This window comes from Borrelia puertoricensis (genome assembly GCF_023035875.1).
Classification (GTDB): domain Bacteria; phylum Spirochaetota; class Spirochaetia; order Borreliales; family Borreliaceae; genus Borrelia; species Borrelia puertoricensis.
In genome coordinates this window covers 25,977-39,328 of sequence record NZ_CP075396.1, presented here as the reverse complement: position 1 = coordinate 39,328, position 13,352 = coordinate 25,977, and the positions used below count along the sequence as shown (strand labels likewise).

11 protein-coding genes and 2 pseudogenes are annotated in these 13,352 nt (G+C 31.9%); 1 reads left to right on the top strand and 12 read right to left on the bottom strand.

What is annotated here, in order from left to right; all coding sequences use genetic code 11:
• Positions 1-65 precede the first annotated feature (65 nt).
• The 7 genes and pseudogenes from bpuSUM_RS08685 to bpuSUM_RS08655 form a co-directional block, all read right to left on the bottom strand.
• Positions 66-656, bottom strand: coding sequence for a hypothetical protein (locus tag bpuSUM_RS08685; protein WP_247067731.1), 591 nt, complete (start codon positions 654-656; stop codon positions 66-68).
• Positions 657-744: 88 nt separating this feature from the next.
• Positions 745-1,569 (bottom strand): FAD-dependent thymidylate synthase, encoded by an 825-nt coding sequence (gene thyX, locus bpuSUM_RS08680; protein WP_247068007.1) that lies wholly within the window; start codon positions 1,567-1,569, stop codon positions 745-747.
• A 160-nt stretch (positions 1,570-1,729) separates the two neighbouring features.
• A complete protein-coding gene (locus tag bpuSUM_RS08675; protein ID WP_247068000.1) occupies positions 1,730-2,617 on the bottom strand; it encodes a P12 family lipoprotein in 888 nt (295 codons plus the stop codon).
• A gap of 950 nt (positions 2,618-3,567) precedes the next feature.
• Positions 3,568-4,636: pseudogene (locus tag bpuSUM_RS08670) on the bottom strand (variable large family protein).
• Between the two features lie 124 nt (positions 4,637-4,760).
• Positions 4,761-5,816, bottom strand: a complete 1,056-nt coding sequence (locus tag bpuSUM_RS08665) for a variable large family protein (RefSeq protein ID WP_247067998.1) — start codon at positions 5,814-5,816, stop codon at positions 4,761-4,763.
• A gap of 142 nt (positions 5,817-5,958) precedes the next feature.
• Positions 5,959-6,675 (bottom strand): Bdr family repetitive protein, encoded by a 717-nt coding sequence (gene bdr / locus bpuSUM_RS08660; RefSeq protein ID WP_247067996.1) that lies wholly within the window; start codon positions 6,673-6,675, stop codon positions 5,959-5,961.
• A 291-nt stretch (positions 6,676-6,966) separates the two neighbouring features.
• Entirely contained in the window at positions 6,967-7,971 is a 1,005-nt protein-coding gene (locus bpuSUM_RS08655) for a variable large family protein (RefSeq protein WP_247068019.1), read from the bottom strand.
• Positions 7,972-8,022: 51 nt separating this feature from the next.
• Here bpuSUM_RS08655 and bpuSUM_RS09915 point away from each other — a divergent pair, with 51 nt between their 5' ends.
• A complete protein-coding gene (locus tag bpuSUM_RS09915; protein WP_283848866.1) occupies positions 8,023-8,148 on the top strand; it encodes a hypothetical protein in 126 nt (41 codons plus the stop codon).
• A gap of 75 nt (positions 8,149-8,223) precedes the next feature.
• Here the strand turns inward: bpuSUM_RS09915 and bpuSUM_RS08650 are convergent, their stop codons facing one another.
• From bpuSUM_RS08650 to bpuSUM_RS08630, 5 genes and pseudogenes are all read right to left on the bottom strand, one after another.
• Positions 8,224-8,868 carry a Vsp/OspC family lipoprotein gene (locus bpuSUM_RS08650; RefSeq protein WP_247067987.1) on the bottom strand — a complete coding sequence of 215 codons (645 nt, stop codon included), beginning with the start codon at positions 8,866-8,868 and terminating at the stop codon, positions 8,224-8,226.
• Between the two features lie 127 nt (positions 8,869-8,995).
• On the bottom strand, positions 8,996-10,012 hold the full coding sequence (locus tag bpuSUM_RS08645) for a variable large family protein (protein ID WP_247067985.1): 1,017 nt from the start codon (positions 10,010-10,012) through the stop codon (positions 8,996-8,998).
• Positions 10,013-10,134: 122 nt separating this feature from the next.
• Positions 10,135-11,214, bottom strand: a complete 1,080-nt coding sequence (locus bpuSUM_RS08640; RefSeq protein ID WP_430644679.1) for a variable large family protein — start codon at positions 11,212-11,214, stop codon at positions 10,135-10,137.
• A 220-nt stretch (positions 11,215-11,434) separates the two neighbouring features.
• A complete protein-coding gene (bdr, locus tag bpuSUM_RS08635; protein WP_247067983.1) occupies positions 11,435-11,935 on the bottom strand; it encodes a Bdr family repetitive protein in 501 nt (166 codons plus the stop codon).
• A gap of 289 nt (positions 11,936-12,224) precedes the next feature.
• Positions 12,225-13,243, bottom strand: a pseudogene (locus bpuSUM_RS08630) (variable large family protein); the annotation flags it as partial.
• Positions 13,244-13,352: the final 109 nt, after the last annotated feature.

Sequence of the window (13,352 nt, the reverse complement as noted above, 5' to 3'; positions counted from 1 at the left end):
TAGTTTAGTTTTTAATAGTATAAAATACTAGTTAAGCTAATCTTAAAAATCTCATTCTGTACGATTTAGTTTTTATTTCTATGTCTATGCTCATAACACACTTTTTTAATTGATTCAAATACTTTCTCTTCAGGATCGTTTTCAATAAGAGGAGGTGGTCCTGAAGGAGAACTAGGAGGATTTAAAAACATAAAATAATTATCAAAAACATCAGTGAGTCTTTTCTCTATTTTATAATAATCTTTTGCATCTATATTAAGCTTTTCATCTCTACCCTCTATATTAAGTGGATTATCTTTGCCATATTTAATATGCTTAAGTAATTCTTTAACTTTTCCCTTATCATTCAGTTTTAATAAAAACCTTTTAATATATCCCTCTATTTTAGATACATCTCCTTGTAAATAAATATCAAAATGACTTGAACCACCCTTAGGTAATTCATTTTTTAACGCATTAACAAAAAAAGTTAATGTATCAAACTCTTCTTTATTAAGCTTAAGATTATCTCTCCAATCTGACTTTAAATTAACATGCCCTAGATTTTGAAATAAATCACCTTTATTATCAGAATTTTTAAATAATTCACAACTTACAAAACAAATTATACAAAATATAAATACAATTCTATATATAAAATTTATCTTCTCTCTCACACACAAAATCCAACATCAACTTACTTTTTATAAAGTATATCTCATTATTACTGTTATTCAACAGAATAATAGAAAAACTTTATTTTTATTATTTAATATTAAGCTTATCTTTTAATCTATTTAATGCCTTATCATCCAATTTGAGTTTACTAATATTTAATGCACCAGAAATAGCTATTATCTCTTCATAAGACAACCTACACCCTTTTAAGATATGATTCTTAAAACTTTTAGTAGCAATAGGCACAAGCTTTTCAATAACATCAAGCAATATTTTGGCATATTCACTCATCTCTTTTGATGAATTTTCACTAACCTCTTTCGATTCATTTAATGCCAACCTTAATTTGATAAAATGAAAAAGATTATTTAAATCAATCTGCCAATACCATTCAGTATACAAGCTTAAAGGTAAAGCTATTCTAGAAACTTCTTTTGAAACATTACTATTTATCATATCTTGATATAACTTGTAACAAGTTTTTTGACTCTCTCTTAAATCACTTAACACATTCTTTGCAAAATTAGCTTCAATTTGATTACTCTCAATATTTTGTATTTTTAGATCCTCCTCTAAAGGCACATAAAACTCTTCTCTAAGAAAACTATATGAACCAGATACTTCATTAATCCTTGCTGTTCTATGTCTCATCCATTGCCTTGCAACAAATATAGGAGCCTTAATATAAAATGTAAAAACCACTTGTTCAAATGGACTTGTGTGCTCATTTCTAACTAAATAATCTATAAGTTCAGCATCTGTCCTCCTAATTCTCTCACCTCGATATGAAATCCTTGCTGCATTCAATATTCTCTCCTCACTACCCATATAATCAACAAGTTTGATAAAGCCTTTATCTAAAACCTTATATTCCTTATTTAATAAATCTTCTCTCTCAATATCAGTATTCAAAACAATTACACCTCAACACCTTAAAATAATTCACTAGTTATTCAATTTAAATCATTATATAGTTTTTAGAAACTTATTTAAATAAAATTAAAGAAGGTCCCTTATAAAGGAACTCTTCTTGAAAATACTAATATTATAAAATATTTAAATTTTTCAGTCTCTATCTTGAAAGATTACCTAGAGCAGACTTTGCCTCACTAATAAGTTCTTCTATTTCTTTTATCTTTGCCATTGCTTCAATTAACTTCACAGAAGAAGATTCTAGTTGTTCTAAAGAACTTTCCGCATTACTTCGTGCCTTTCTAGCTAGAAAATCACCATTCCCTCTTCTTGACCAGTAACTTCTACGTTTGTTATTTCTTAATCTGTCAGTAATAGCTTCTTTTAAAATCTTTTCAGAATCTTCAAAAAAATATTTTGCAGAACTTCTTTCATTAAGTCCAACCTCAACTTCATTCATAAGCCTCTCGAGATTAGACCTTTCATCATTTAACTTATTTTGCAATTGAGTTAACTTTCTTATCTTTTCTATATTTTCCTTACGCTTTTTGGTTAGTGATATTCTTTCACTCTGAATTTTTCCCATTATATCATAAAAATCAGCTCTTCCTCGCTCACATCTATCTTTAAGCTCAAGTGCATTCTTAATTAATTGCTGGAATCCAGAATCTCCAAGAGCACCTTTTACTTTTTCAATTTCTGCTTGTGCTTCTTTTTCGGATTCAGTACTTGGAACTAAATCTTTTTCTTCTATTTTTATTACTTCTTCTTGAGGATAGTATGGATACTCTTGCCTAAACACCTCAAATCCCGCATTAACAGGTTTTACTTCCATGTCTTGTTGTATTTCTACTCCTTCTTCAAGAGAATCTATAACAACTTCTTTTTGTTCCTGATTTCCTTGTTCATGGTTTAAATATTTATTATCTTTGCTTTCATCTAAAACCTTTTCCCTTACTTCATTTAATAAATCATTAAGGGCATTCATATCACATGATAACAAACATAATAATGCTAACATACATACTGATAAAATATTTCTCTTCATATCTCCCTCCTGGGATATTAGATTATTTAATTATTGAATCTCGATATTGAAATACAATAATTACTGACAAATGTACACCCTTTTATTTTAAATAACAAAAATAAATTCCATAAAACCTCAATTATTCTATTCTGTAATAATTAAAGGTAATTCAAAATTATTTTAATAAGTAAATTTATACAATAAAGAACAAAAATATAATCTTAATCTAAAACTTGTAATCAATCACATCCAATTTAAACTTAAAAAAATAAATAATCAAAAAACAATTAACTAAAGTAAACATATCATTCAATAAAAACAAAAACTAAGAAACCTGGTTCCTACCTTTACTTTCAGAATAATTTTACTCACTTACTAATCAAAACTAATCTCATAATACTTACTTACACCTAATTAATATGGAACTGAATAAAAGTTACTGTCTTATCTTTAGTACAAATATCTATATAAATAAAGTCATTTGAGGAAAACGAATCTTATAAAAAGAATAGTTTTCCTCAAATGACTTTATTTAGTTATATATTTATTTTGTACTAGTTATTTATGTTAACTGTTAAAATTGCAGGTGTAATAGCATTTCAAGATTTATTTTATTATTTAATCGTTTAGTATATCTTCTAATTGCTATTAAAAATACTGTTGAAATTACTTTACAAGCACTAAAAACAGTTCTTGCGATAGATTAAATGTCTTAGAATTAGCACTAATAACAACACCATTAGCTGCATAAACAGATTTATCTTAACCTTTCTTAACATTAAACAAGATTGCTACAGGAACAAATAAACTAAATTAACTATAAGAGGTTAAAATACGGTTTGAAGATTCTCTGCATTACTACCGAACTATTCAACTTTTTAATTTCATTACAACTAATATAGAAGGCAGACTTAGAGATAAGTTTGCCTTCTAATCTTAATTTTAAGTAATGAATCTAACTATCTATTTTACTGCTGAGCTGCTGGTTTTGGGGATCTAGCTTTATCTATTTTTTCTTTTGCTTTCTCAAGAACATTCTTTTACTGCCTTCTTAATTATATCCTCTATTGATACCAATAACTTATTTACTGCACTTACTCCTACTGCTTGTACTACTTTGTCATCATCATTATTATTCGCAGCTAATTTACCATCCTTAACTAAAGAACGTAATGCTATACCTCCTGCTACAGCTGCTGCTTTAGCTACATCTTTTGCTAACTGACCTGTATCACTTCCTCCTCTTGCAAACTTTAGTGCACTTGTCTGTGCAGTTGCATCAACTGCTAGTGCTGCATCAGCATCACTTTCTTGTGACTTAACTATTGAAGCTAATATTTCTTCACCACTAACTGCTGCTACTATTGCTGCGGCTTTATCTCCCACAGCTGCTCCTGCATTAGCACCTGCAGCTAAGACTTTTACTCCATCTTTATTATCTGCATTACCTACTTTTACTGCTACATTTCCAGCTTCTGGCTTTGGAACACCTACCTTACCTGCTTCTTCTACAATTCCTTTCAATGCATTATATACTTTCTTTAATTCAACATCAGTTGGTGCTGTGCCTTGAGCATTACTTGCAGCCTCACCTACTGGTTTAGCATCACCGATATCTTTTAAAGAGTCCAAATGAGTTTTTAATGTGTTTAAAATAGACTTAGCAGAATCAACTGCACTTCTAATTATCTTGTTTAGCTCACCTTTATCAAGCTCTGTCTCTGACTTTTTTGCTATCTTTTCTAATTCTGTTGATGCGTCTCCAAGCTTAGCACCTAAGCTGTTAAAATACCCTCCTACATCCTCTTTCTTTGTAGTTGATTTAGCAGTAAAACCTAATGTACCAGAAAGTAGCTCTAAAAATGCATAAAAAGCATTCTTAGCACTTCTACCTACATCCATGAGAACAGAACTTAAACTGCTCCCTCCTGTAGCTGCCCCGCCACCATTAGCCGAATCAACCGACTGTTGTCCACTGCCACAACTAAGAAGTAAAAATAAAGTCAAAAATAACGCACATAAAGTAATTCTTTTCATTATCACGTGCCTCCTTTTTACCTCAGAAAGACTATATAAACACAAAAGGAAAACAATTCTTATGAAAAGAAAAGTTTTCCTCAAATGACTTTATTTAGTTATGTATATTGTTATTAAATTCTAACTAGTTTTTCTTAGCTTCAGAAGCCTGATTATCATTAGTTAAAGTAGTATCAGTAGGATTAATATTCATAGCATCTTTAATAGTTTTAAGGCCTGAGTCAATAGTATTTCTTATTGCTATTGTTAAAGTATCTAATGCTTTAGTAACTGCACTTATTGCTGCACCTTTAACTGCAGTAACAGCATCATCAGCAGCAGCACTAGGACCAGCAAATTTACCATTCTTAGCCATCGCTCGCAGTGCTATACCTCCTGCAATAGTAGCATCTTTAGGGGCAGCTCCAGCATTCTGAGAAGTAGCTAATTTAACAGCATCACCATCATCCTTAATCATAGCTTGTAAAATGTCAGCGCCAGTTACAGCCCCAACAGCTTTAGCAGCATCAGCTGCAACCTTTTTTGAATTGTTAACATCACCAACAGCTCCCGCACCAGTAGCAAATAATTTACCTGATTCACCATCCCCAGCAGCAGCGGTTCTTGCAGTAGAACCATCACTAGCCTTTTTATCATCCCCAGCATCGGAATTTCCTTTTTTTTCACCAAGTACCACATCTACAATTGATTTAATACCCTTTACTAGTTTATCGACTTCACTACCAGCAGCACCACCGTTATTCTGAGCAGCAACATTACCAAGCAGGTCATTACTATCAGTACCAATAGCCTCACTAGCAGTCTTAGCACCCTGGATTATTTGATCAAGAGTATTAGTAATTAGAGATTTTACAGCGGTATCAGTAGCCTCTGCATTAGGATTATTATCAGATTTCATGTCAGCAACAATTTTCTCAAGAGATGTCTTAGTAGATGAAAGAGTATCATGCATAGTCTTAAAATAGTTCCCAACATCAGATTTTTTAGTAGTAGTATTAAAACCTAAAACCCCTCCAACCATATCAGAAAGGGAAGTAAAAACATTTAAGAAATCATTACCTAAACTAATCACAGACTTTAAGAACCTACTCTGAGGATCTTCCATCTTAGTAGTACCACTGCCACAGCCAAGAAGTAAAAATAAAGTCAAAAATAACGCACATAAAGTAATTCTTTTCATTATCACGTGCCTCCTTATTACTTTTTAAGAGGCAAAAAAGACTTCGAAATGATATAACAATAAACCATATTGATTGTTGTTAACGAAAAATTAAATGATTTTGATAAAAAAAAATAATTGATAATATCTCAATTAAATAAATCTACTTTACTAATAATGACATTAATGCTAAGAATATTCCTATATTAAGGGTAATTAGAGTTCCAAACATCCAACCATGAAGTCTTAATGTACTCTTAAGTTCCATTTTGTTAACATCAATTTTATTATCCAAGTCTTTAATATCAGATTTCAATTCAATTCTAACAGTATCAATCTTATTATCAAGTTCATTGAACTTAGTATCAATTTTGATGTTAAGATTATTCTCAACAGTATCGATTTTAGTATCTAGATCTTTAATGTCAGATTTTAATTCACCTCTAACGTTATCAATCTTATTATCAAGTTCATTGAATTTAGTATCAATCTTGATGTTAAGATTATTCTCAACAGAATCAATTTTGTTATCAAGGTCTCTAATGTCAGATTTTAATTCACTTTTAACGTTATCAATCTTGATGTTAAGATTATTCTCAACAGAATCAATTTTGTTATCCAAGTCTCTAATATCAGATTTTAACTCATTTCTAACGTTGTCAATTTTATTATCAAGGTCTCTAATATCGGCTTGTAAAGTTGCTTCTACCTTTTCAAGCTTAAGGTTAAAAGTAGTCTCTAAATACTCAATATCCTTGTGCGTAAGCTCATTTTTATAATATCTGTAAGAGAGATCAATAGCAATATCTCTATTTATACCAGCTTTAGTAAGTTCAGCTATAACCATTTGTTGAGTAACTACTGGTTGAGCAAGTCCCATAAAACACTCCTTATGTAATTATTATATAATATGTTAACTGTTATAGGAACCTTATGTTAGTAAAATATGATTTAAGAGGGTACCTAACTATAACATAAATATTTAGTGTATATTTTCTTTAGTTTATTAATTAGTTTAAACTAATCATATGTTATTAAAATTGATATCAGTACTATTTAAATATGAGTATTATTACAAATATATAGATAAAAGGAAAACAATTCTTATGAAGAGAAGAGTTTTCCTCAAATGACTTTATTTAGTTATGCATATTTTATTGATAATAATTTATTATTGTCCACTAGTTGCTGCATCTACAGGTGTATTAACATCTGCAGATTTATCTTCTTGTTTAACAGCTGCTAGTGCATCACTGCTTGTCTTTAACCCACTATCAATAGTATTTCTTATTGCTATTATTAGCGTACTTAATGTTTTGTTTACAGCACTAGCAGCAACACCATTAACTGCATTGGCAGATTTCTCTTCAGTCTTAGCAGCAAATTTACCATCCTTAGCCATTGCTCTTAGAGCTATTCCAGCAGCAATAACTGCATCCTTTTGTGCTTCATCTTTAATTTCTTTATTAGCCTCTTTCTTGGCAGCAGCAATCTCAGCAGCATTTTTTGCTTTTTCAATCTCAACATCATTATTAGCAGTCTCACCAGACTTAGCAATAGATTGTAAGATATCAGCCCCAGTTACAGCTCCGATTGAAGCACTAGCTGCTGCTGCCTCTGCATCAGTACTATTAGCGTTAGCACCAAGTAACTTACCAATTGTTTTTTGCTGTTCATCTTTGGTTTTAGTAGCATCTCCATCACCATCTTTCAAAACCACACCAACTATTTCTTTAATCCCTTTAACAAGTAAGTTAACACTTGTAGTGTCTGCTGCTACAGCATCTTGACCAGCAGTAGTAGCACCACCAATAGCATCGCTACCAGTGGCCCCTTTAGCAGCTTCCTTTGCTCCTTCTGCGATCTTGTCTAATGTGTTAGTGATAAACTTATCAACAACTGTCTTAACTTTCTCATAATTCCCATTTTTAGTAACTTGATCTTGTAACTTCTCTTTAACAGATGTCATAGTGTTTTCAATAGAAGTGAAATAGTTACCAATGTCAGATTTCTTAGTCTCAGCATTAATACCAAAGGCTCCAGCAACCATATCACTAAGAGAAGTAAAAACATCTAAGAACCCTTTACCTAAATTAGCAATAGAGTTTAAGAATGTGGTTTTAGGATCCTCAGCACCAGTAGTACCACTGCCACAACTAAAAAGTAAAAATAAAATTACAAATAAGCAATATAAATTATCATCAAATGATAAAACAAGATAAAATCAATGAATAAATATAAGGACCAAAAGAAAAAAAGAAATCAAAGGAATCATAAGAAGTATAACAAAGTAGTAAAGGAAGTAAATAAAGAAATAAAAGAACAAAAAAAGCTAAGAGAAGCAAACTCTTAGCTTATTATTTATAGACTTTATTTTATAAGAAAATAACGATCAATTAAAAACTAATCTTATAATAATAATTTATCTTTAGTTAGAGGGTTTAACAGAAGTTGAAAGCTCCTTAATTGCAGACGTTACTGCAGCTTCAGCATCTTTTAACAAAGTATCAACTGCTGTATTTAAATCACCAAGCTCTTTTGCTCCATTCTCCCCACTAGGCTTACCATTTCTATCTATAGCTTTTTGTGCATTATCATCAGTAGTTGCTCCACTATCAACCGCTAACTCACCAGTTTTATTTTTCAACTTATTTATAAATGCTTCAGCTGCAGTCGTAACACCACTAACTTTTTGGGTTAAATTTTGTTGATCTTTAATAAATTCTGAAATTTGCAAAGCTTTTGATTTTTTTACTATATCTAATGTGATACTAAAAACTCCTGCTATCAATGCAGTATTTTTACCACTATCAGTACCAAGTGTATCTTGATTCTGAATTTTCTTACCAATAGCTTTAGCAAGCTCATCAATGGACTTAACTAAAGAATGAACTTCTGTAACACTCTTAGCAAAAGCAACAGAGTCTTTGATGTTCTTAGTTATTTTAGCTAAATCAATAACAGTGCCATCAGATTTAGCCACTTCATCATCTGTAAGATTTTTTCCTGAAGTATTACAAGATAAGAGTAAAAATAAAGTCATTAATAACGCACATAAAGTAATTCTTTTCATTATCACGTGCCTCCTTATTACCTCAGGAGGGCAAGATACAACTAAAAGGAAAACGAATCTCATGAATAGAGAAATAGTTTTCCTCAAATGACTTTATTTAGTTATGTATTTGTTATTAATTCTGTGATTATTTTTTAGTTTCAGAGGTTGTATTATCAGTAGTTACAGGGGTATCAGTAGAATTAAATTTCATAGCATCTTTAACAGTTTTAAGTCCCACGTCAACAGTATTTCTTATAGCAATAGTTAAAGTACCCAATGCTTTAGTTACTGCGCTTATTGCTGCTCCTTTAGCAGCAGTAACATAATCAACACTATCAGCAGTAGGACCAGCAAATTTACCATCCTTAGCCATAGCTGTTAATGCAATAGCACCTGCAATAGTTCCATCTTTAGCATTAGCCTTGGCAGCCTCAACAGCAGAATTAGCACCATTTTTAATCATGGCTTTCAAGATGTCAGCGCCAGTTACAGCCCCAACAGCCTTAGCTGCATCAGCTGCAACCTTTTTTGCATTAGCATCATCACCAGCATTAGCAGCAAATAATTTACCTGCTTCACCATTACCATTAGCTGTTCTTGCGCTAAGATCCTCGGCTTTTTTATCAGTACCCGCCTCAGGATTTCCTTCTTTAAGTACCACAGCTACTATATCTTTAATACCCTTAACTAATTTATCGACTTCAGTCCCAACAACACCAGCAGCATTATTAGCACCAACATTACCAATTGGGTCGCCAGCATCACCAATAACCTCACTAGCAGTCTTAGCTCCTTCAATTATTTTATTAAGTATTTCACTAACTAGTTTTTTCACTGCCGTATCAGTAGCCTCTGCATTAGGATTCTTTTCAGATTTCATGTCAGAAACAATTTTCTCAAGGGATGTCTTAGTTGTTGTTAAGCTTTTTTCTATAGTCTTAAAGTAGTTTTCAACATCAGACTTCTTAGTAGTAGTATTAAACCCTAAAACCCCTCCAACCATATCAGAAAGGGAAGTAAAAACATTTAAGAAGTCATTACCTAAACTAATAACAGACTTTAAGAATCTACCCTGAGAATCCTCAGCACTAGTAGTACCACTGCCACAGCTAAGAAGTAAAAATAAAGTTATTAATAACGCACATAAAGTAATTCTTTTCATTATCACGTGCCTCCTTATTACATCACAAGGGCAAAAATACAAACAAAAGGAAAACAATTCTCACAAAGATAAAAGTTTTCCTCAAATGACTTTATTTAGTTATGTATATTGTTATTAATCCTTTATTGTTGTTGTCCAGTAGTTGCTGCTTCTGCAGGTGTAGTAAAATCTGCAGACTTATCTCCTTGTTTAACAGCTGCTAGAGCATCACTAATTGACTTTAAACCAGTATCAACAGTATTCCTAATAGCAATAATAAGAGTACTTAATGCTTTGCCTACAGCACTAGCAGCAACTCCTTTAGCAGACTCAGCTTCAGTCTTCTTTTCAGCAGTATCCTTAACAATAAATTTACCATCTTTAGCCATAGCTCTTAATGCTATTCCTGCTGCAATCACTGCATCTTTTTTGGATTCTGCAGTAGTAAGTTGATCATCATTAGCAGTAGAAGTACCCTTAGCTAAAGCCAAACCTGCTGCATCTTTCACTTCCTTAACTTTACCACCCTTCGTAGCATCAGCATTAGCAGCAGCAATAGCTTGTAATATGTCAGCCCCAGTTACCGCCCCTATTGATGCACTAGCAGCCGCTACATGTTTCTCTTCAGCACCCTTATCATCGGCAGTTTCAGCTCCAAATAACTTACCAATATTCTTTTTATCATCATCAGCTGGGGTAGTTTTATCTGCTTGTCCATTACCTTCTTTTATTACCAAATCAACAATTTGTTTAATCCCTTTAACAAGGTTCTTTACACTTTCTGCATCAGGACCATCACCAGCAGCATTAGATTTGACAACCTCACTAATAGCATTACCTGCAGCCCCAGTAGCAGCTGTCTTAGCTCCTTCAGCGATCTTGTCTAATGTGCCTGTAATAAAAGTATCAACAACTTCTTTTAATTTTGGATAGTTACCATTCTCTGCCACTACAATGTTTAATTTCTTTTTAACAGATGTCATAGTTTTTTCAATATCAGAAAAGTATTTCCCTATATCGCTCTTTTTAGTATCAGCCTTAATACCCAAAGCCCCAGTAATCATATCAGAAAGAGAAGTAAAAATATCTAAGAACCCTTTACCTAAATTAGCAATAGAGTTTAAGAATGTGGTTTTAGGATCCTCAGCACTAGCACTACCACTGCCACAACTAAGAAGTAAAAATAAAGTCATTAATAACGCACATAAAGTAATTCTTTTCATTATCACGTGCCTCCTTATTAACTCAGGGTAGGCAAGATGGTTAGCAATCTTTGAATAAAATAAAAACAAAAACTAAGATTATAGTGCCTATAATCTTAAAGAAATTGGGCATGATATAACAATTAACAATATTAATTGTTATTGATAAATAATTAAATGATTTTGATAAGAAAATAACTGATATACAATCAAATAAAGAAGAGGTTTATTTAACTTAAATTCACTTATTCAACAATGAATAGACTATAGACATTAATGTTAAAAAAATTCCTATATTTAGGGTAATTAGAGTTCCAAACATCCAATTATGTAATCTTGATGTACTTTTAAATTCTGATGCGGTTTTATCAAGTTTATTATCAAGCTCCACCCTATTAATTTCCATATCTTTTCTAACAAGAGAAACCTCATTTCTAACATTATCAATCTTCACATTTAAGTTATTCTCAACAGAGTCTATTTTATTATCAAGTTCAGTTTTAACAGAAATAATCTCAGATTTTAAACTACGCTCTAACATTTCAAGCTTAAGGTTAAAAGTAGTCTCTAAATACTCAATATCCCTATAAGTCAGTTCATTACGGTAATATCTTTTAGAGAGATCATTCGCAATAAAATCTTGCATACCCATCTTAACAAATTCTTGGTATATAATCTCCTCTGTAATATGCCCATTAAAAATTTGTGTACTCTCAACAGAATGTAGTGATGAATCTTGCATAAAAGCTCCTTATGTAATCATTATATAATATCTTAAGTATGATAGGAACCTTATGTTAGTAATATGTAATTTAAGAGGGTACCTAACCATAACATAAATATTTAGTCTATTTTTTTATCTCATAAAAAAGCTCAAATGTAGTCTTAAAATCAATCTGTTATTCAAGGATTGCTATCACTATGATTTAGACCTGAGTATTATTACAAAGTAGTAAAAAAGGAAAACGGTTCTCATAAAGAGAATAGTTTTCCTCAAATGACTTTATTTAGTTATGTTTATTAATAATTATTTATTGTTTCTGTCCACTAGCTGCTGCCTCTGCAAGAATAGTAAAATCTACAGCTTTATCTTCTTGTTTAACGGCTGCTAGTGCTTCACTAATAGACTTTAATCCACTATCAACGGTTTTCTAATAGCAATAATAAGAGTACTTAAAGCCTTACAAACAGCACTAGCTGATGCTCCATTAACTGCATGAGCAGATTTTTCTTCATTACTCTTAGCAGCAAACTTACCACTCTTAGCCATTGCCCGAAGTGTTATGCCAACAGCAATAATTGCATCTTTCTTTGCTGAATCTTTAATTTCTTTTTTATTATCTTCCTTCTTAGCAGCAGCAATACTTGCAGCATCTGTCGCCGCCTCAATATCTTTGCTATTATCAGCAGTCTCTCCAGACTTAGCAATAGCTTTTAAGATGTCAGCCTCAGTTACTGCTCCGATTGATGCACTAGCCTTAGCAGCCTCAGTTTCAGTAGCACTATCCTTATTTTCAAATAATTTTCCAATGTCTTTTTTATCACCTTCTGCTGTTTTAGTAGCAGTAGCATTTCCCTCATTTGATTTTAAAACTACGTCAACAATAGTTTTAATCCCTTTAACAAGTGCATTGACACTCGTAGCATCAACAGGTGCAGGATCCTGACCAGTAGTAGGAGCACCACCAATCTTATCGTCACCAGTAGCCCCACTAGCAGCTGTCTTAGTCCCTTCTGCGATCTTGTCTAATGTGTTAGTGATAAACGTATCAACAACTTCCTTTATCTTTAGATAGTTACCATTCTTAGCAACTTCCGTCTGTAATTTCTTTTTAAAAGATGTCATAGTGTTTTCAATAGAAGTAAAATACTTACCAATGTCAAATTTCTTAGTGTCAGCCTTAATGCCAAAAGCCCCAGCAACCATATCAGAAAGAGAAGTAAAAACATCTAAGAACCCCTTACCCAAATTAGCAATAGAAGATAAGAATGTGGTTTTAGGATCTTCCATATTAGTAGTACCACTTCCACAGCTAAGAAGTAAAAATAAGCAATATAAGTTACTATTAAATAGTAAAACAAGGTAAAATCAAAGCATAAAAATAAGTCTAAAATTAATAAGTAATCATAAGGAATCTAAAGGAAGTATAATAAAGTAG

Coding starts and splice junctions, on each gene's coding strand:
- bpuSUM_RS09915 (WP_283848866.1), top strand. CDS start 8,023: ATGAATAAATATAAGGACCAAAAGAAAAAAAGAAATCAAAGGAATCAT.
- bpuSUM_RS08650 (WP_247067987.1), bottom strand. CDS start 8,868: ATGAAAAGAATTACTTTATGTGCGTTATTAATGACTTTATTTTTACTC.
- bpuSUM_RS08645 (WP_247067985.1), bottom strand. CDS start 10,012: ATGAAAAGAATTACTTTATGTGCGTTATTAATAACTTTATTTTTACTT.
- bdr (WP_247067983.1), bottom strand. CDS start 11,935: ATGCAAGATTCATCACTACATTCTGTTGAGAGTACACAAATTTTTAAT.
- bpuSUM_RS08640 (WP_430644679.1), bottom strand. CDS start 11,214: ATGAAAAGAATTACTTTATGTGCGTTATTAATGACTTTATTTTTACTT.
- bpuSUM_RS08675 (WP_247068000.1), bottom strand. CDS start 2,617: ATGAAGAGAAATATTTTATCAGTATGTATGTTAGCATTATTATGTTTG.
- bdr (WP_247067996.1), bottom strand. CDS start 6,675: ATGGGACTTGCTCAACCAGTAGTTACTCAACAAATGGTTATAGCTGAA.
- bpuSUM_RS08665 (WP_247067998.1), bottom strand. CDS start 5,816: ATGAAAAGAATTACTTTATGTGCGTTATTTTTGACTTTATTTTTACTT.